This is a genomic window from Pseudomonas fluorescens NCIMB 11764 (assembly GCF_000293885.2).
In the GTDB taxonomy this organism is placed as follows: Bacteria; Pseudomonadota; Gammaproteobacteria; order Pseudomonadales; family Pseudomonadaceae; genus Aquipseudomonas; species Aquipseudomonas fluorescens_B.
In genome coordinates, this window is the sequence record NZ_CP010945.1 from 2,394,066 (window position 1) to 2,413,598 (window position 19,533).

The 19,533-nt window shown below is 61.4% G+C and carries 17 protein-coding genes; 5 read left to right on the forward strand and 12 right to left on the reverse strand.

The window, feature by feature from the left end; genetic code table 11:
- Position 1: 1 nt before the first annotated feature.
- The 9 genes from B723_RS10865 to B723_RS10905 form a co-directional block, all read right to left on the reverse strand.
- Positions 2–478, reverse strand: a complete 477-nt coding sequence (locus B723_RS10865; RefSeq protein WP_017340283.1) for a hypothetical protein — start codon at positions 476–478, stop codon at positions 2–4.
- A gap of 157 nt (positions 479–635) precedes the next feature.
- Entirely contained in the window at positions 636–3,053 is a 2,418-nt protein-coding gene (lon, locus tag B723_RS10870; protein WP_017340282.1) for an endopeptidase La, read from the reverse strand.
- 237 nt (positions 3,054–3,290) lie between these two features.
- Entirely contained in the window at positions 3,291–5,006 is a 1,716-nt protein-coding gene (gene nagE, locus B723_RS10875) for an N-acetylglucosamine-specific PTS transporter subunit IIBC (RefSeq protein WP_017340281.1), read from the reverse strand.
- Positions 5,007–5,038: 32 nt separating this feature from the next.
- A complete protein-coding gene (gene ptsP / locus B723_RS10880; RefSeq protein WP_017340280.1) occupies positions 5,039–7,555 on the reverse strand; it encodes a phosphoenolpyruvate--protein phosphotransferase in 2,517 nt (838 codons plus the stop codon).
- 32 nt (positions 7,556–7,587) lie between these two features.
- Positions 7,588–8,598 (reverse strand): SIS domain-containing protein, encoded by a 1,011-nt coding sequence (locus tag B723_RS10885; RefSeq protein WP_017340279.1) that lies wholly within the window; start codon positions 8,596–8,598, stop codon positions 7,588–7,590.
- Complete coding sequence (nagA, locus tag B723_RS10890) at positions 8,591–9,697, reverse strand: N-acetylglucosamine-6-phosphate deacetylase (protein ID WP_017340278.1); 1,107 nt, start codon at positions 9,695–9,697, stop codon at positions 8,591–8,593. The genes B723_RS10885 and nagA overlap by 8 nt, the downstream gene beginning before the upstream one ends.
- Before the next feature lie 31 nt (positions 9,698–9,728).
- The gene (locus tag B723_RS10895) at positions 9,729–10,460 is read right to left on the reverse strand and encodes a GntR family transcriptional regulator (protein ID WP_017340277.1); all 732 of its coding nucleotides are present in this window, start codon (positions 10,458–10,460) and stop codon (positions 9,729–9,731) included.
- A gap of 447 nt (positions 10,461–10,907) precedes the next feature.
- A complete protein-coding gene (locus B723_RS10900) occupies positions 10,908–11,411 on the reverse strand; it encodes a L,D-transpeptidase family protein (protein ID WP_017340276.1) in 504 nt (167 codons plus the stop codon).
- Positions 11,412–11,519: 108 nt separating this feature from the next.
- Positions 11,520–12,071 (reverse strand): NUDIX hydrolase, encoded by a 552-nt coding sequence (locus B723_RS10905; RefSeq protein ID WP_017340275.1) that lies wholly within the window; start codon positions 12,069–12,071, stop codon positions 11,520–11,522.
- A 146-nt stretch (positions 12,072–12,217) separates the two neighbouring features.
- Here B723_RS10905 and B723_RS10910 point away from each other — a divergent pair, with 146 nt between their 5' ends.
- The 5 genes from B723_RS10910 to purT all read left to right on the forward strand — a co-directional run bounded on the left by B723_RS10910 (position 12,218) and on the right by purT (position 15,564).
- Complete coding sequence (locus B723_RS10910) at positions 12,218–12,817, forward strand: CoA pyrophosphatase (RefSeq protein ID WP_017340274.1); 600 nt, start codon at positions 12,218–12,220, stop codon at positions 12,815–12,817.
- A gap of 50 nt (positions 12,818–12,867) precedes the next feature.
- Positions 12,868–13,392: a gamma carbonic anhydrase family protein gene (locus tag B723_RS10915; RefSeq protein ID WP_007954617.1), complete on the forward strand. Its 525-nt coding sequence runs from the start codon at positions 12,868–12,870 to the stop codon at positions 13,390–13,392.
- On the forward strand, positions 13,389–13,604 hold the full coding sequence (locus B723_RS32130) for a DUF1289 domain-containing protein (protein ID WP_017340273.1): 216 nt from the start codon (positions 13,389–13,391) through the stop codon (positions 13,602–13,604). The genes B723_RS10915 and B723_RS32130 overlap by 4 nt, the downstream gene beginning before the upstream one ends.
- Before the next feature lie 211 nt (positions 13,605–13,815).
- The gene (locus B723_RS10920; protein ID WP_017340272.1) at positions 13,816–14,283 is read left to right on the forward strand and encodes a preQ0 transporter; all 468 of its coding nucleotides are present in this window, start codon (positions 13,816–13,818) and stop codon (positions 14,281–14,283) included.
- A 99-nt stretch (positions 14,284–14,382) separates the two neighbouring features.
- The gene (gene purT / locus B723_RS10925) at positions 14,383–15,564 is read left to right on the forward strand and encodes a formate-dependent phosphoribosylglycinamide formyltransferase (protein WP_017340271.1); all 1,182 of its coding nucleotides are present in this window, start codon (positions 14,383–14,385) and stop codon (positions 15,562–15,564) included.
- A 111-nt stretch (positions 15,565–15,675) separates the two neighbouring features.
- Here the strand turns inward: purT and B723_RS10930 are convergent, their stop codons facing one another.
- The 3 genes from B723_RS10930 to B723_RS10940 form a co-directional block, all read right to left on the reverse strand.
- Complete coding sequence (locus B723_RS10930; protein WP_017340270.1) at positions 15,676–16,992, reverse strand: MFS transporter; 1,317 nt, start codon at positions 16,990–16,992, stop codon at positions 15,676–15,678.
- 328 nt (positions 16,993–17,320) lie between these two features.
- A complete protein-coding gene (locus B723_RS10935; RefSeq protein ID WP_017340269.1) occupies positions 17,321–18,556 on the reverse strand; it encodes a transporter associated domain-containing protein in 1,236 nt (411 codons plus the stop codon).
- A gap of 12 nt (positions 18,557–18,568) precedes the next feature.
- Positions 18,569–19,381: a cytochrome C assembly family protein gene (locus tag B723_RS10940; protein WP_017340268.1), complete on the reverse strand. Its 813-nt coding sequence runs from the start codon at positions 19,379–19,381 to the stop codon at positions 18,569–18,571.
- Positions 19,382–19,533 lie beyond the last annotated feature (152 nt).

The window sequence follows — 19,533 nt, forward strand, 5'->3', positions numbered from 1 at the left end:
TCTACTTCGCAGAGGAGTAGGTCATTTGACTTAGAAAATTTCCTAAAATCCCGAAGGTTTTACCGGTCGTCAACGACTCTACGGTGAGTTCGAAGGAGTTGACCAGATAATCCATTTGATAAGGCAAGTTGCCCAAAACGGTCAGGACTACTTTGCCTTCGATTGCTTTGTAATGCTCGAGGGATTTAGGGCCCAGTATATCGTTAAGCCTTTCATGGAAGTTCGCTGCACGGAAAGGTGATCCCTCTTCCCCGAGGGTGTGAGTGCCACTCTTGATGTCTTTGCTGAAAGTAAACGACAGTTGCTTTTCGCCAGGTAAGCCCCGGTTCTGAAAACCCGCAATCGTTGTTTCGTCCGGGATTAAAAGACGATACTCCAAATCAGGTGAGTCGACTGCAATCCGGCCGGCGCTGAATTTCATCCTGCCATCTACGGCGAACAGGTCCTGGGCAGCGGGGCTGATTTCATCTACCGTCATGTGCTAATTCCTTTTGATAGTGAGCCATTGTCGAGTTGGAGTTTGGCGATCAATTCAATAGGAGGTAACTGTCATATCTGACAGTTACTTAGCTTTATTAGGAATAAGAGTAGTTCGCCAGCACACTTGCAGTGCATGCATGATGGCGAACATCCTGTCAGAACAAAATTTTCGCCACATCCGCAAAACGCTTGGCGAAATGCACGGTAATCCCTTCCTTCAGGTAATCCGGCAACTCATCAAAGCTTCCACGGTTAGGCTCCGGCAAGATCAATTCAAAAATTTTCTGCCGCCGCGCCGCAATGACCTTTTCACGCACCCCGCCAATCGGCAAGACATGCCCGGTCAGCGTCAGTTCGCCGGTCATGGCCACGCCTTTTTTCGGCGGCTGATTGCGTGCAAGCGAAAGCAAGGCACTGGCCATGGTCACGCCGGCACTTGGGCCGTCTTTCGGGGTGGCGCCTTCCGGGACGTGCAGGTGGACGAAGGCTTCGTCGAAGAACTTCGGATCCCCGCCAAACGACTTCAGGTTGGAGCTGACATAGCTGTAGGCGATTTCCGCCGACTCTTTCATCACGTCGCCCAGTTGCCCGGTGAGTTTGAAGCCCCGGTTGAGCGTGTGAATCCGCGTCGCTTCGATCGGCAGGGTCGCGCCGCCCATACTGGTCCAGGCCAGGCCTGTGATCACACCGGTACCCGACAGCACTTGCTCGTTACGGAACACCGGATGGCCGAGTGAGGCTTCGAGGTCTTTCGGTCCGATTTTGATCACTGCTTTTGGTTCGTCGATCAACTTCACCACGGCTTTACGCACCAGTTTGCCCAGTTGTTTTTCCAACTGGCGCACCCCGGCCTCACGGGCGTAGCCATCGATCAGGGCTTTCAAGGCACTGTCACTGATGGCCAGGCTGCCTTTCGACACGCCGGCCTTCTCCAGTTGCTTGGGCCACAAGTGGCGCTTGGCAATGGCGATTTTTTCTTCGGTGATGTAACCCGACAGGCGAATCACTTCCATCCGGTCCAGCAACGGGCCGGGGATTGAATCGAGGGTGTTGGCAGTGCAGACGAACAGCACTTTCGACAGGTCCAGACGCAGGTCCAGGTAGTGGTCGAGGAATTCGACGTTCTGTTCCGGGTCGAGGGTTTCCAGCAGCGCCGAGGCCGGGTCGCCCTGGTAGCTCTGGCCCATCTTGTCGATCTCGTCGAGCATGATCACCGGGTTCATCACTTCGACGTCTTTCAACGCCTGCACCAGTTTGCCCGGTTGCGCGCCGATGTAGGTGCGGCGGTGGCCCTTGATCTCGGCTTCGTCGCGCATGCCGCCGAGGCTGAAACGATAGAACGGCCGGCCAAGGGATTCGGCGATGGATTTACCGACGCTGGTCTTGCCCACGCCGGGCGGACCCACCAACAGCACGATGGAGCCGCTGATTTCACCTTTATAGGCACCGACCGCGAGGAATTCGAGGATGCGGTCCTTGATGTCGTCCAGGCCGGCGTGGTGTTTGTCCAGGACCTTGCGCGCGTGCTTGAGGTCGAGTTTGTCCTCGCCGTACACGCCCCATGGCACCGAGGTGGCCCAGTCGAGGTAGTTGCGGGTGACCGCGTACTCCGGCGACCCGGTTTCGAGGATCGACAGCTTGTTCATTTCCTCTTCGATGCGTTTTTGCGCTTGCGTCGACAGGATCTTGCCTTCCAGACGCTGCTCGAACTGTTCGATGTCAGCGCTGCGGTCATCTTTGGTCAGGCCCAGCTCTTGCTGGATGACCTTCAGTTGTTCCTTGAGGAAGAACTCGCGCTGGTGCTCACCGATCTTGCGGTTCACTTCGGCGGAAATCTCTTTTTGCAGACGCGCGACCTCGACTTCCTTGCGCAGCATCGGCAGGACTTTCTCCATGCGCTTGAGCATCGGCACGCAGTCGAGCACTTCCTGCAACTCGCTGCCAGTCGCCGAGGTCAGGGCGGCGGCGAAGTCGGTCAGGGGCGACGGATCGTTGGGGCTGAAGCGGTTGAGGTAGTTTTTCAGCTCTTCGCTGTACAGCGGGTTGAGCGGCAGCAGTTCCTTGATCGCGTTGATCAGCGCCATGCCGTAGGCCTTGACCTCATCGGTCGGCTCGGTCGGCTGGTGCGGGTATTCGACTTCCACCAGGTACGGCGGACGATGGTGCTTGAGCCAGGTGCGGATGCGCACGCGGGTCAGGCCCTGGGCGACGAATTGCAGTTTGCCGTTTTCGCGGCTGGCGTGATGCACCTTGACCAGCGTGCCGTAGAGGGGCAGGGCCGAGGTGTCGAAATGGCGCGGGTCTTCCTGGGGCGTGTCCATGTAGAACAGGGCCAGGGAGTGGTGATCGGATTTGCTCACCAGATCCAGCGTTTCAGCCCACGGTTCTTCATTGACGATGACCGGCAGCACCTGGGCCGGGAAGAACGGGCGGTTGTGGATCGGGATGATGTAGACCTTGTCCGGCAGGTTCTGGCCGGGCAGGGCGAGGCCTTTGCCGGTGGAGTGGTGTTCGGCGTTCTCGGGGTCGGCGTACTCGCTCGGGTCTTCGGGGAATTCTTGCTGGTCGCTCATGGGGCACCTGCGCAATGGGGTATGGGTCTTAGATGGGGCAGGTGGGGGGTGGTTTCAATGGCGCGGGGTATTTCGTGATGTGTGTTCAGGTTTTGGACAGGGTTTGAGATTGATAGCACTTGTCCGGGCCTCATCGCGAGCAGGGCTCGCTCCCCCCGGTGAATGCGTTTCAACGGCGGGAGCGGCGGCGCGACGATTTGACTTGCTAGCGAAGGCGGTGTTTCAGGCGCTGAAGGCCTAAACCTTGGCGCTCACCTCGCTGCGATTGACCAATACCTCCAGTGCATCACTCAGACTCGCGGCCCTGTCGCCAACCAACAGATGCCAGACGCCGCCCTCCAATTGACTGACCCCCTGGCAACCCAGCGCCTTCAAATCACACTCTGAGAGCGCCTTGCCATCCGCCAGTTGCAGGCGAATCCGGGTCATGGCCACGCAATCCATCTGCAGCACGTTATCCCCGCCACCCAGCGCGTTCAGCCATTGCTGTGCTTCCGGCGTCGCCACGGCGGCCGGTGCAGGCGCGTCAATCGCGGCTGGCGGCGTGGAAATCACCGCGCGGCCCAGCGCCGGCATTGCCAAGCGAATTTCGTCGGCAATGCTGTCGGCCATCGGCCCGACGACCACCTGCAAACTCCCGCCCTTGCCCGGGCGCACCACGGCCATCGCGCCCAGGGCTTTCAACTCGGCATCGTTGGCCTTGGTGCGATCGACCATGTCCAGCCGCAACCGGGTGGTGCAGGCCCCCACGGTGATCAGGTTTTGCGCACCACCCAGCGCCTTGATGTACGCCCCGGCCCGTTCGTTTTCGGCCACCACCGCTTTCTCGGCCGTGGCGACCTCTTCACGGCCCGGCGTTTTCAGATTGAACCGACGAATGCAGAAATCAAACACCACGTAATAGATCACCGCATACGCCAACCCGACCGGAACCACCAGCCAGCCGTTGGTGGATTTGCCCCAGCCGAGAATCATGTCGATGAAGCCGCCGGAGAAGGTGAAACCGAGGTGGATGTTCAGCAGGTTGGTGATCGCCATCGACAGCCCCGTCAGCAGCGCATGCAGCAGGTACAAGAGCGGCGCGAGGAACATGAAGGCGAATTCGATCGGCTCGGTCACGCCGGTCAGGAACGAGGTCAGCGCCATCGACAGGAAAATCCCGCCCATGACTTTGCGCCGTTCCGGCAAGGCGTTGCGATACATCGCCAGGCAGGCGGCGGGCAGGCCGAAGATCATCACCGGGAACATGCCAGTCATGAACTGGCCGCCTTTCGGGTCACCGGCAAAGTAGCGCGTCAAGTCGCCGGTGATGACCGCGCCCGTGGTCGGGTCGGTGAAGTTGCCGAAGACGAACCACGCCATGTTGTTGAGGATATGGTGCAGCCCGGTGACGATCAGCAGGCGGTTGAACACGCCGAAGATGAAAGCGCCGAAGCTGCCGCTCTCCATCATCAAGGTGCCGAAGCTGTTGATGCCGTGCTGGATCGGTGGCCAGATCAAGCCGAAAACCACGCCCAGGCCGACAGCGGCGAACCCGGTGACAATTGGCACGAAACGCCGACCGCCGAAGAACGCCAGGTATTCCGGGAGCTTGATGTCCTTGAAGCGGTTGTACAGCGCGCCCGCCATCAAGCCGCTGACGATCCCGGCGAGCATGCCCATGTTGATGCTCGCGTCGAGCACCTTGAGGGTGGAGATCATCACCAGGTAGCCAATCACCCCGGCGAGGCCGGCGGTGCCGTTGTTGTCCTTGGCAAAACCGACCGCGATGCCGATGGCGAAGATCATCGCCAGGTTAGCGAAGATGACCTGGCCGGCGTCGTGGATGATTGCGATGTTCAGCAGATCGGTGTCGCCCAGACGCAGCAACAGGCCGGCGATCGGCAGGATCGCGATCGGCAGCATCAGCGCGCGGCCGAGGCGTTGCAGGCCTTCGATGAAATATTGGTACATGGCGGATCTCCCTGGATTCTTTTTGTTGTTGTTCAGCTCAGAGGCCATTGCTGGTGACAGGCATGACGCACAGCTGCGGCGCTGCTCAGCTTGAGCAGGCGTTGGCTGATGCGTCGGCATTCGGCGGCGTCGAGGTGACGGACGCGGTCCTTGATTTCGCCAACCTGCACCGGGCTGACCGACAGCTCGCTGACGCCCAGGCCGATCAGGACCGGCGTGGCCAGCGGGTCAGAGGCGAGCGCACCGCACACGCCGACCCAGCGCTTATGCACCGCCGCACCGGCGCAGGTCTGAGCGATCAAGCGCAGCAGCGCCGGGTGCATCGCATCGACCCGCGAAGCGAGACCCGCGTGGTCGCGGTCCATGGCCAGGGTGTATTGCGACAGGTCGTTGGTGCCGATGGACAGGAAGTCCGCATGCTCGGCCAATTGCTCGGCCAGCAACGCGGCGGCCGGGACTTCGATCATCACCCCCAGCTCCGGGCGTTCACTCACACCCAGTTCAGAGCACAAGGCGTCGAGGCGCTGGCGGATGTGCAGCAGCTCGTCGACTTCGGTGATCATCGGCAGCAGGATCCGGCAGCGCGACAGCGGGCTGACGTGCAGCAGCGCTCGCAGTTGCTCATCGAGGATTTCCGGGCGGACCTGCGCCAGGCGAATGCCGCGCAGACCGAGCACCGGATTGGCTTCGGCGGGGAGCGGCAAATAGTCGAGTTGCTTGTCGCCACCCACGTCGATGGTGCGGATGATCACCGACTTCTCGCCCATGGCGTCGAGCACGGCTTGATAGGCGCTGCGCTGTTCTTCTTCGTCCGGAGCGGTGTTGCGGTCCACAAACAGAAACTCGGTACGCAGCAGGCCGACGCCATCGGCGCCATGGGCCAGCGCGTCGGCGGCTTCAGTGCTGGAAGCGACATTGGCGGCGACTTCAATGGTCAAGCCGTCGCGGGTCAATGCCGGGTGATGTGCCTGGGCTTGTTGCTCGGCGCGGCGCTGCTGATGGTCGAGTTGTGCCTGACGCACTTGAGATAAACGTTCGGCAGTCGGCAGCAGTTCCAGGCGACCGCTGTCGGCATCCAGCACCACCGCTTGGCCCTGTTGCTGATCCAGCAGTGTCGAACCCAGCGCGACCATGCACGGCAAGCCTTTGCCGCGGGCGAGAATCGCTACGTGGGACGTTGCCCCGCCCTCGGCCATGCACACCCCGGCGACGCCTTGATGGCTCAGTTGCAACAGATCGGATGGAGTCAGTTCATGGGCGGCGACGATGGCGCCGGCCGGTACTTCGTAATGCCAGGTTTCGCCGAGCAAGGCTCGCAGCACCCGTTGCTTGAGGTCGCGCAGGTCGTTGGCGCGTTCGGCCAGCAGCGGACTGCCGAGTTGCGCAAGCACCTCGCATTGCAGGTCGATCGACTGGCTCCAGGCGTGCGTCGCGGCCATGCCCCGGTCGATGGAGGCGTTCGCCGCATCCAGCAGCGCGGGGTCTTCGAGCAGCGCGAGGTGGGCAGCGAAAATCGCTTCTTCGTCGGTACGCTTGTGCTTTTTGGCTTGGGCCAGGGTGCTGCCGATTTCGCTGCGCACGACGGTCAGCGCGGTATCGAGGGCATGCAGTTGTTGTGCGGGGTCGTGGCTGCCGGCATCCATCGGCAGGCTGATGGCGTTCAAGCGAAACAATGGCCCGCTGACCAGGCCGGGAGCGGCGCAGACACCATGCAGTACACCCGCTTCAGCCGTCCGGTTGCGTCGGTCAACCGGTGCTGGCGCAACCGCGTGACTGTCTTCGGCCAGCGCGGTGGATAACGCGATCAACAACGCTTGCAGCGCCGCTTCGGCGTCCGTGCCCTGGCAGCTGACCTGAACTTCATCCTGCTCGCCGACGGCCAGGCCCATCAGCCCGATCAGGCTGTCGCAGGTCGCCGATTTACCGGCGAAGTGCAGCTGCGATTTGCTTTTGAAACCCTGAGCGGTCTGGCGAATCAGCGCTGCCGGGCGAGCGTGGAGGCCGCCGCGATGCGCGATACGAATGTGGCCGACAAACGCTTCCCCGGACAAATCCGTTTCAGCCTGCGCCCCCGGTGCCTGCCGACGAATGATGTGCAGCAACGGCTCGCCGACCTTCACTGATTTCAGCGTGATCGGCCGGGCCTGGAAGTCCTGGCTGTTGGTCAGGATCATCAGGCTGACCAGGCTTTTGCACTGCTGCGCGACCCTGTCCAGGTCATAGCGCAACAGCGGTTGGCCGTTGCTGACCCGTGCGCCTTCCTTGACCAGCATCGAGAACCCTTCGCCCTGCAATTCGACGGTGTCGAGGCCCAGGTGCAGTAGCAGTTCGGCACCGTTGTCGGCGCGCAGGGTGATGGCGTGGCCGGTGCGGGCGACATGCACCACCACGCCAGCGCAGGGCGCATGAAGGGTGTCGTTCAGCGGATCGATGGCGATACCGTCGCCCATGGCGCCGCTGGCGAACACCGGGTCCGGGACTTTGGCAAGTGTAAGCACCGGGCCGCTGAGCGGGGCGCTGAGGGTCAGCTCTTTATTATTGTTGTGCATGGCTCGGTCTCATTAAAAATGCGGTTCTTCGCTTAGTGCGTGCGCGTCACTTTGCTTAAATGCCGTGGCTGATCCGGGTCCATGCCACGGGCGACTGCCAAACCGGCGGCCATGACATAGAAACTCTGGATCGCCAGAATCGGGTCAAGGGCGGGGTGTTCGGCGCGGGTCAGGGTCAGGTCGCGTTCGGCGATGTCATCCGGCGCGGCCAGCAACACACGGGCGCCGCGTTGGCGCATGTCGGCGGCGAGGCTGAGCAAACCCGCCTGTTCGGCGCCGCGTGGGGCGAACACCAGCAATGGATAGTTCTCGTTGATCAGCGCCATCGGCCCATGACGGACTTCGGCACTGCTGAAGGCTTCAGCCTGGATCGCCGAGGTTTCCTTGAATTTGAGCGCCGCTTCCTGGGCGATGGCAAAACCGGCACCCCGACCGATCACCATCAGACGCTGGCAATCGCGCAGTGCATCGATGGCGAGGCTCCAGTCCTGTCGGGCGGCCTCGCGCAAACCGTCCGGTAGCGCAAGGCCGGCCTCCAGCAATTCCTCGTCGTGTTTCCAGTGCGCGATCAGGCGGGCGCTGGCACTGAGGGTGGCGATAAAACTCTTGGTCGCGGCGACGCTGCTTTCCGTCCCTGCGCACAGCGGCAGGCTGAACTCACACGCGGCTTCCAGCGGCGAGCTCTCGGCGTTGACCATGGCAATGCTCAAGGCGCCGCGCTTGCGCAGCAAGCGCAGGCTGTTGACCAGATCGGGACTCTGCCCGGACTGCGAGAACGCGAACGCCACCTGCCCGCTGACCTTCAAGGGCGCTTGCTGCATGGTCACCACCGACATCGGCATCGACGCCACGGGAATCCCGAGTTGCTGCATGGTCAGGTAGGCGAAGTAACTGGCGGCATGGTCGGAGCTGCCGCGAGCGACCGTCATCGCCACTTGCGGCGGCTGACGGCGCAGGCGTCCGGCGATCTCGATCATCTGCGGGTCGAGCTGCTGCAATTGCGCTTGCACGGCTTCGAACGAGGACAGCGCCTCTTCAAGCATTTTTGAAGTCAATGTCTTCTCCTTCGACCATGACGGCGGTCAGTGTGAGTGAGCGATCAAGCCGCACGCAGTCGGCCCAGGCGCCGGGTTGCAGGCGTCCGCGTTCAGTGAGGCCGAGGTAGTCGGCGGGAAATTGCGAAAGACGTTGCGAGGCCTCGCTGATCGGCAAACCGATCTTCACCAGATTGCGCAGGGCCTGATCCATGGTCAGCGTGCTGCCGGCCAGGGTGCCGTCGGGCAAGCGCACGCCGCCCAGGCATTTGGTCACGGTGTGGCTGCCGAGTTTGTATTCACCGTCGGGCATGCCGGCAGCGGCGGTGGAATCGGTGACGCAATACAGGCACGGGATCGAACGCAGGGCCACGCGGATCGCGCCAGGGTGCACGTGCAGCAAGTCCGGAATCAGTTCCGCATATTGGGCATGGGCGAGCGCCGCGCCGACGATGCCGGGTTCGCGGTGGTGCAGCGGGCTCATGGCGTTGTAGAGGTGGGTGAAGCTGGTCGCGCCGGCGTTCAGCGCCGCCACGCCTTCCTCATAGCTGCCGAGGGTGTGGCCGATTTGCATGCGCACGCCGCGAGCGCTGAGGGCACGGATCAAGGCGTCATGGCCGGCGATTTCCGGGGCAATGGTGATGACGCGGATCGGCGCCAGCGCCAGGTACTCTTCGACTTCGGCCATCAACGCGGTGTGGGCAAAATTCGGTTGGGCGCCGAGTTTTCCGGGGTTGATGTACGGGCCCTCCAGATGCACGCCGAGCACCCGGGCGCTGCCGCCGGGACGTCGCTCACAGAATTCGCCGACGGCTTTGAGCACGCTCGAAATCTCTTCGCTTGGCGCGGTCATGGTGGTCGCGAGCAGCGATGTCGTGCCGAAACGTACGTGGGTCCGGGTGATGGTTTCGAAGGCGGTCGCGCCTTCCATGATGTCTTTGCCGCCGCCGCCGTGAACGTGCAGGTCGATGAAACCTGGCAGCAGGTAAGGCAGGTCGTTGTCTGCCGGATCACAGGGCTCGCCCTGGATCGACACGACCTTGCCGTGTTCGTGAATCAGCCGGCCGCGTATCCAGCCGCCGGCGGTGAGGATGTTGTCTTCGGACATGATCGGTTCTCGGTTTGAGCAGCGAAGCGCTTTATCTACGAAGCTCTGCGACAAAGTCGTAGTAGTCGTTGCGGCAATAGGTGTCGGTGACTTCGATCGGCGTGTTGTCTTCGAGGTAGCCGACCCGGGTCATCAGCAACATGGCGGTGCCGGGGGCGATGCCGACCAGCGCGGCGAATTCGTCCGAGGCGTTGATCGCCTGAATGTGCTGCAAGGCGCGGACGATCGGTTTGCCGATGCCGTCGAGGTATTCGTAAAGGGAATCGCCCACGGCTTGCGGCTGGGGAATGATCGAGGCGGGCAGGGTGCTCATCTCGATCGCCATCACCGTGTCGTCGGCTTTGCGCAGGCGTTTGAGCCGCGCGACCTTGTCATTCGGTGACAGGCCGAGGCGGATCAGTTCTTCGTGGGTCGGCGGGGTGATTTCACGCTCCAGCCATTGCGAACCGGGGACAAAACCCTTGAGCCGCAACATCTCGCTGAAACCCGAGAGGCGCGACAGCGGTTGTTCCAGGCGTGGGGTGATGAACGTGCCGGAGCCCTGATTGCGACGGATCAGCCCTTGATCGAACAGAACCTCCAACGCCTTGCGCGCGGTGACGCGGGAGATGCCCAGCAGTTCGCTCAGGTTGCGCTCCGACGGCATCGCCTGCTCGGCTTTCCACTGGCCGGCATGGATCGCCGCTTCCAGATTGCGCGCCAGTTGCAGGTACAGCGGCGTGGGCTGGGTGTCGTCAGGACGGAGTGCCTGGAGGTCATTCATGTGAGGTGTCCGATGCGGATATTGGAATGTTGTCGCCCGGTAGTGCAGCGAAAACTAATACCACTTAAATACCATGTCAATGCCAGTACTTTGCTCTGGACGTGGGGAGGCCCGCCCTGTTGTGCGGCGTAAATGCGCTTTGGTTTCAAGTGGTATTAGGGGTGGGTTTTTTTAAAGCAAAGATCGCAGCCTTCTGCAGCGCCTGCGGGGGGGAATGGTATCTACCCTGCAGGCGCTGCCGAAGGCTGCGATCTTTTGAATTTATTTTTCGAAGGCGACCGAAGGTAGCGGTCAGAACACGAAGCCGCCAGCGATGCGATCCACTGTGGCGAGGGAGCTTGCTCCCGCTGGGCTGCGAAGCGGCCCCAAATTCTGTCTGACACCGCATTTTCTGGTTTTAGGGCCGCTTTGCGACCCAGCGGGAGCAAGCTCCCTCGCCACAGGGGGTTACGGGCGGATTTCGATCATCGTGCCGTCAGGCACCAACCCCCAGACTTCACGCATGTCCATGTTGCGCATGGCGATGCAGCCGTCGGTCCAGTCCAGCGTGTGGAACAGGTTTTCCGGGTAGTCGTAGGTGTCGGGCGTGCCGTGGATCATGATCATGCCACCAGGCTCGACGCCTTCGCGCCGGGCGCGGGCAGAGTCGCTGACGTTCGGATAAGAAATGTGCATCGCCAGGTTGAATCGGTCACTGACCTTGCGCCAGTCCACCCAGTAAAACCCCTCGGGCGTGCGCTTGTCGCCTTCCATCAGCTTGGCACCCTTGGGCTGTTTGCCCAGGGAAATGCGGTAGGTGCGCAGCGGTTTGCCGTCGGCGATCAATTGCAATTGATGGGCGGATTTGAGCACCAGTACTTTTTCGATGGATTTGCCATCCAGGGTGACCACGGTGGACGCCTGGGACACGACAGCGAACGACAGGCAAAACAGGGCAAGCAACCAGCGCATTGAAACGATATCCCTAAGAGTGTCGCGACTATATTAGTTATAGATGTCTTTGCAGGAGCTGCCGCAGGCTGCGATCTTTTGGCGACCTGCAGAAGTTCCGAATTGAAATCAAGTAATGGCAGGCTGAGCAAGCGGCGGGATCGACTCGGACCGTACGGGGTAGACCTCGGTCCGCCGGTCAGCGAAGAAGCATTCTAAGGTACGGCCCACCGTGCGGAAAGCCAGGTCGGACCACGGGATGTCAGCTTCGTCGAAAAGTCCCACTTCCAGGCTCTCGGGGCCGGCGGAAAAATCCAGGTCGACCAGTTCGGCGCGGAAGAACACATGCACCTGACTGATGTGCGGCACGTCGATGAGCGTATAGATGCTCAGGTTGCGCACCCGCGCACAGGCTTCTTCAGCCGTTTCGCGAATGGCCGCCTGCTCGATGGTTTCGCCGTTCTCCATGAAACCGGCGGGCAGGGTCCAGTAACCGAGCCGTGGCTCGATGGCGCGTCGGCACAGCAACACTTTCGAGCCCCAGGTCGCCACGCAGCCGGCGACGATATTGGGGTTCTGGTAGTGAATGGTGTGACAACTGTCACAGACAAAACGCAGACGCGAATCGCCTTCCGGAATGCGTTGGGCCACCGGGTTGCCGCACTGACTGCAAAATTTCATGCTTGGGTTCCTGAATGCTGCGCCTATCTTGGCGTGCGGCGGTGTCTGTCGGCAAGTTGTCGTTTCGCGACACGCGGCAGTTCGGGGGTTGGGCGGTCGATGTGATTGGTGCATGATGCGAGGTAGAGAATAAATCGAGAAGACTCATGCTGGACGAGATACTGCATCGAGTAAGCAACCACACCCCCCGCACACTGGAAACCGACAAGCGTTTCCCTGAGGCTGCGGTACTGGTGCCCATTACTCGCAGTGATGAACCGGAACTGGTTCTGACCCTGCGCGCCAGCGGGCTCTCGACCCATGGCGGTGAAGTCGCCTTCCCTGGCGGACGACGGGACCCCGAAGACCCTGACCTGATTTTCACCGCACTGCGCGAAGCCGAAGAAGAAATCGGCTTGCCGCCGGGGCTGGTCGAAGTGATCGGCCCGTTGAGCCCGCTGATCTCCCTGCACGGCATCAAGGTCACCCCTTATGTCGGCGTGATTCCGGATTTCGTCGAGTACCTGGCCAACGACGCCGAGATCGCTGCGGTGTTCAGTGTTCCCTTGGAGTTCTTCCGCAAGGACCCTCGTGAACATACCCACCGCATCGATTACCAGGGCCGCAGCTGGTACGTGCCGAGTTATCGTTATGGCGAGTACAAGATCTGGGGCCTGACGGCGATCATGATCGTCGAGTTGATCAACCTGCTCTATGACGCCAAAATCAGCCTGCACCAGCCGCCCAAGAATTTTATCAACACCTGAAGCCATCGTATGGCGTGAGACGCGGCTGCCTGAGCCTTGAGGACAACAAGATGAAATACCGCCTGGGCGACGCCCGCGTCGAGACCCACCCACAGAGCTGGGTCGCCCCCAATGCCGTGCTGGTGGGCAAGGTCAAACTGGAAGAGGGCGCCAACGTCTGGTTTAACGCCGTGTTGCGTGGCGACAATGAACTGATCCTGATCGGCAAGAACAGCAACGTCCAGGACGGCACCGTGATGCACACGGACATGGGCTACCCGCTGACCATCGGCACCGGCGTGACCATCGGCCACAACGCCATGCTTCACGGCTGCACCGTGGGTGATTACAGTCTGATCGGCATCAATGCGGTGATTCTCAACGGTGCGAAGATCGGCAAGAACTGCATCATCGGCGCCAACTCTCTGATCGGTGAGGGCAAGGAAATCCCGGACGGTTCGCTGGTCATGGGCTCGCCTGGCAAGGTCGTGCGCGAACTGACCGAGCCGCAAAAGAAAATGCTGGAGGCCAGCGCTGCGCACTATGTGCATAACTCGCAGCGTTATGCCCGCGATCTGGTCGAGCAGGAAGAATGAGCACGCCAGAACGCCCGGTCCTATCGCCCTGCGTGAATATCTGTGCGCTGGACGACGATGACATTTGCACCGGGTGTCAGCGCTCCGTGGAAGAGATCACGCGCTGGAGCCGGATGAGCAACGAAGAGCGCCGGGTGGTGTTAGGGTTGTGCCATGAACGGGCCAAGTCCAGCGGATTGCTCTGGATGCTGCCTCCCAGATCCGATTCCTGAGCCTTGTTGGTTTCTTTGGTCAACGAGGTCCTTGTGGCGAGGGAGCTTGCTCCCGCTGGGCTACGAAGCAGCCCCAAACGATCTCTGACACCGCATTCGCTGATTTCAGGGCCGCTTCGCGCGCTAGCGGGAGCAAGCGCCCTCACCACAGGTTATTTGTAAACCCGAGATGGTAATCTGTGCGCCAAATTGACAGGTATCCCCCCGCCCCATGTTCTTCCTGATCGCCTACATCAGCAGCGTCGTACTGATCAACTACGCCTTCTCCACCGCGCCGCACCTGGACATCATCTGGTCCGCCTGGGGCGGTTTGGTGTTTGTGCTGCGCGACATGGTGCAAACCCGCTTCGGCCATGGTGCGATCGTGGCCATGCTGGCGGCGCTGGTGCTGTCGTACGTCACGTCCGATCCTTCCATCGCACTGGCCAGTGCCACGGCCTTCGCCGTGTCCGAATGCATCGACTGGCTGGTATTCAGCATCACCAAGCGTCCGCTGCACGACCGCCTGTGGATAAGTTCGGCCCTGAGCATTCCCCTCGATACCTTCATCTTTTTCGGCATGATCGACGCCTTCACCCCGGCCGTGATCCTCACCGCCATGGGTTCGAAGTTCGCCGGCGTGACCGCAGTGTGGCTGATCATGGCCTGGCGCTTGCGCAAACAGGCTGTCGCCAGCTGAAGCCAAACCCTCAGGTTCATGTAAAATGCCGCGCTTTCTCCCCATGGGAAGCGTGCCAGGCACTGCTCCCTCGATGATCCGCTCCTTTGAGGACCTGAGATGACCCGTATCGGAACTCCATTGTCGCCAACCGCGACCCGCGTATTGATGTGTGGCTGTGGTGAGTTGGGCAAGGAAGTGGTAATCGAGCTGCAACGCCTGGGCGTTGAAGTGATTGCCGTCGACCGTTACGCCAACGCGCCGGCCATGCAAGTCGCTCACCGCAGCCACGTGATCAACATGCTCGACGGCGCCGCCCTGCGTGCAGTGATCGAAGCCGAGAAACCGCACTTCATCGTGCCGGAAATCGAAGCCATCGCCACCGCGACCCTGGTCGAACTGGAAGCCGAAGGCTTCACCGTGATCCCGACCGCGCGCGCCGCGCAACTGACCATGAACCGTGAAGGCATCCGTCGCCTGGCGGCTGAAGAGCTGGGCTTGCCGACGTCGCCATACTACTTCGCCGACACGTTCGAGGATTACAGCAAGGCCGTTGAGGATCTGGGTTTCCCGTGCGTGGTCAAGCCGGTCATGAGTTCGTCGGGCAAAGGCCAGAGCCTGCTGCGCAGCACCGACGATGTGAAAACCGCGTGGGACTACGCACAAGAAGGCGGCCGCGCCGGTAAAGGTCGCGTGATCATCGAAGGCTTCATCGACTTCGACTACGAAATCACCCTGCTGACCGTGCGTCACGTCGGTGGCACCACATTCTGCGCGCCGGTCGGTCACCGTCAGGAGAAGGGCGATTACCAGGAATCCTGGCAGCCGCAAGCCATGAGCCCGGTTGCCCTGGCGGAATCCGAGCGTGTGGCCAAAGCGGTCACTGAAGCCTTGGGCGGTCGTGGTCTGTTTGGCGTCGAGCTGTTCATCAAAGGCGATCAGGTGTGGTTCAGCGAAGTCTCGCCGCGTCCGCACGACACTGGCCTGGTGACCCTGATTTCTCAGGACCTGTCACAGTTCGCGCTGCACGCGCGGGCGATTCTGGGGCTGCCGATTCCATTGATCCGTCAGTTCGGGCCTTCGGCTTCGGCAGTGATCCTGGTGGAAGGGCAATCGACCCAGACCGCCTTCGCCAATCTGGGTGCTGCGTTGAGCGAGCCGGATACGGCGTTGCGTCTGTTTGGCAAGCCTGAGGTGAATGGCCAGCGGCGGATGGGTGTGGCGCTGGCGCGGGATGAGTCGATCGAGGCTGCTCGCGCTAAAGCGACCCGTGCTTCTCAGGCTGTTGTTGTAGAGCTGTAAACCCAGGCGCGACTATCGCCAGCAGGCTGGCTCCCACATGGAAAATTGGTCTACACAAATCTGTGACCACAATAACCCTGTGGGAGCCAGCCTGCTGGCGATGCTTCCGATTCAGGCAACCCGATTCAAATCGTTATTACGCGTCTCCTTCAGGCACAGCACCGCAATCAGACTCAGCACCGCCGCCCCCGACACATACCCGCCGACATAACTCAAACCGCCCATCGCCACCAGCTTCTGCGCAAAGAACGGCGCTGCCGAGGCTCCGACAATGCCGCCCAGGTTGTAGGCCGCTGACGCGCCGGTATAGCGCACGTGTGTCGGAAACAGCTCCGGCAGCAGCGCCCCCATCGGCGCGAACGTCACGCCCATCAGAAACAACTCGATGCACAGGAACAGCGCCACGCCCCAGGTCGAGCCTTGGGTCAGCAGCGGCTCCATCAAGAATCCGGACAGAATCGCCAGAACTCCCCCGATGATCAGTACCGGTTTGCGCCCGTAACGGTCACTGGCCCATGCCGACAACGGCGTCGCAGCGGCCATGAACAGCACGGCGAAGCACAGCAGCGCGAGGAAGGTTTCACGGGTGTAGCCGAGCGTCGACACGCCATAACTCAGCGAAAACACCGTCGAAATGTAAAACAGCGCGTAGCACACCACCATCGAGCCCGCGCCCAACAGCATCGGTGCCCAATACTGGCTGAACAGCTCGACCAGGGGGATCTTGACCCGTTCCTGACGGGCCATGGCATTGGCGAAAACCGGGGTTTCGTGGAGTTTCAAGCGTACATACAGGCCGACCATCACCAGGGCGGCGCTGAGCAGGAACGGAATTCGCCAGCCCCACGAACGGAACTGTTCATCGTCCAAAGTCATTGCCAGCGTCAGGAACAAACCGTTGGCGGCGAGAAAGCCGATCGAAGGGCCGAGCTGTGGAAACATGCCGAACCAGGCGCGCTTGCCCTTGGGCGCATTCTCCGTCGCCAGCAATGCCGCGCCGCCCCATTCGCCGCCCAGCCCCAAACCCTGGCCGAAGCGCAGCACGCAGAGCAGGATCGGCGCCCAGGCTCCGATGCTGTCGTAACCCGGCAGCACGCCGATCAGCGTGGTGCACACGCCCATCAGTAGCAAGGAGGCGACCAGGGTCGATTTGCGCCCGATGCGGTCACCGAAGTGGCCGAACAGCGCGGAGCCCAGCGGTCGAGCCAGGAAGGCGATACCGAAGGTGAGAAACGCCGAGAGCATCTGGGCGGTGCCGGAGGTCTGCGGAAAGAACACCGGCCCGATCACCAGCGCAGCGGCAGTGGCATACACGTAGAAGTCGTAGAACTCGATGGCGGTGCCGATGAAACTCGCGGTCGCCACGCGGGTGGCGGAGTTGGTCGGTTGGGCGGGCGTGGTTTCGGTGTAAGTCGTGCTGGTCGTCATGCGGTTATCCCTGACAGTCATGTGCCCCAGTGGAGCGAATTATTATGGTCGAACACCCAGGGATGTGGGTTTGAAGCGGAGTGCGGGTAGCACGGGGGTGGGGCGGGGCTTGGGTAAGCTGGATCGATTATAGGAAGGAGGCTAACGATCAAACAAGGGCCAGAGGCGGGTGATGGCTTTCGTGGCGAGGGAGCTTGCTCCCGCTCGGGCGCGCAGCGGCCGCAAAATGGCTGGATGCGTTTTATCAGGATAATTCTGCTGTTGTGATTGGGTCTGCTTTGCAGTCCGGCGGGAGCAGCTCCCTCGCCACGGAGGTCTGAGTCAGGCCTTAGATAACAACCGGCACTGAGCTGGTATGCCAGATCAAAACCCGAGTGACGCGATTGTCCTCGGTCTCCAGAATCTCCAGCCGATAACGCCCGATCTTCAGGCACACCGCGCTGTCCGGAATCGTCTCCAGCGCCTCGGTCACCAGCCCGTTAAGGGTTTTCGGGCCATCACTGGGCAAGTGCCAGCCGAGGCTTTTGTTCAGGTCGCGAATCGATGCCGCACCATCGATCACCAGGCGTCCGTCGGCCTGCGGATGAATGTGCGGGTTGTGCAGGCTGTGCTGGCTTTCGAATTCGCCGACGATTTCTTCGAGAATGTCTTCCAGGGTGACGATGCCCAGCACCTCGCCGTACTCGTCGACCACCATGCCCAGGCGGCGCTGTTGCTTGTGGAAATTCAGCAGTTGCAGCTGCAGTGGCGTGCTTTCAGGTACGAAATACGGGTCGTGACACGCGGCCAGCAGTGCTTCGCGAGTGAGTTGGCCATCGGGCAGCAGGTGGCGGATCTGTCGGGTGTTGAGCACCGCCTCGACCTGATTGATGTCGCTGTGGAAAACCGGCAGGCGCGTGCGCCGATTGGCCCGCAGCTGTTCGATGATCTCTTCGATCGAGTCGTCGAGGTTGATTCCGTCGACATCACTGCGCGGCACCAGAATGTCGTTGACCGTAATGTTGTCCAGCGCATGGATGCCCGCCACCGGATGCGGGCGACAGACAGGGTGTTCAAGGTCGTCGCGACGATCATTCGGCGTTTCGTCTTCGCTCTGCTGCACCACGTTGGCTTTGCGCGCAAACGGTCGCATCAGCAACTGGCTGGTGCCATTGAGTAGCCAGGCGGCCGGGTAAATGATTTTCAGTGGTGCGCCGAGCAGCGTGTTGCCCAGGGACAGGATCGCGTCAGGGTAGCGGCTGGCGAGGGTGCGCGGCAGGTAGTCGGCGAATATCAGAAGAATCACGCCGGCGCCGACGCAAGCCGCCCATGGACCATTTTCGGCCCAGGTGAAAATCGCCAGCAAGGTGCTGATGACCACCACTAGCGCGCGGCACAGGGTGTTACAGAAAATCAGGCTGTTGAGCGGAAAACTCAGCCTCGCCACCGGCTTGTCACTGGCGCGCGAGGCCGTGCGTTGGGCCAGCAAGTGCTGATGTGCCGCTTCGATGGCGGTGAACAGCCCCGACCATAAAATCAACAGGGCCACTACAGCGAGCATCGGCCCTATGGGCAAGTCGTCCATTAATGCCGCCCGTCAGATGTGCAGGATGTATTCACGGACCAGCTTGCTGCCGAAATACGCCAGCATCAGCAGGCAGAAACCGGCGAGGGTCCAGCGAATGGCCTTGTGTCCGCGCCAGCCGAGGCGGTTTCGACCCCAGAGCAGCACGCTGAAGACAATCCAGGCCAGGCACGCCAGCAGGGTTTTGTGCACCAGATGCTGGGCGAACAGGTTGTCGACAAACAGCCAGCCAGAGATCAGTGACATCGACAACAGCGTCCAGCCGGCCCAGAGGAAACCGAACAGCAGGCTTTCCATGGTTTGCAGCGGCGGGAAGTTCTTGATCAGTCCGGACGGATGCTTGTGCTTGAGTTGATGGTCCTGAACCAGCAATAGCAAGGCCTGGAACACCGCGATGGTGAACATGCCGTAAGCCAGGATCGACAACAGGATGTGCGCGAGGATGCCCGGCTCTTCGTCGATGATCTGCACCGTACCGGCCGGGGCAAACTGCGCCAGCAGCACGGTCGCGGCGCCCAGCGGGAACAGCAAGGTCAGCAGGTTTTCCACCGGGATCCGCGAGCAGGCCAGCAGGGTCAGGGCGATGACCGCGGCGGCGATCAGGCTGGCGGCACTGAAGAAGTCCAGGCCAAGGCCTATGGGCGTCAGCAGGTGGTTGAACAGGCTGGCGCTGTGAGCCAGCACGGCCAACACGCCGAGCGTCACCAGCAGGCGCTTGTTCGCCTTGGCGCCGGTGGCCAAGCGAGTGCCTTGATAGAGGGTCGCAGCGGCATATAAGCAGGCGGCGGCGAGAGTGGTCAGTAAACTGGGTGACAAGGGGAGCATAAATCCTGTTAGGCAAGCCCGAAAGGCGCTGAGTTTGGCATAGAACCGACGCGTCACGAAAGTGCGAGGTGTCCGCCAGTCGCAGTCTTCGCTATAATCCGCGACCTGCCCACGCCGCAGGCTCGCCGAGCACATGTTGATTCCGGTCTGGG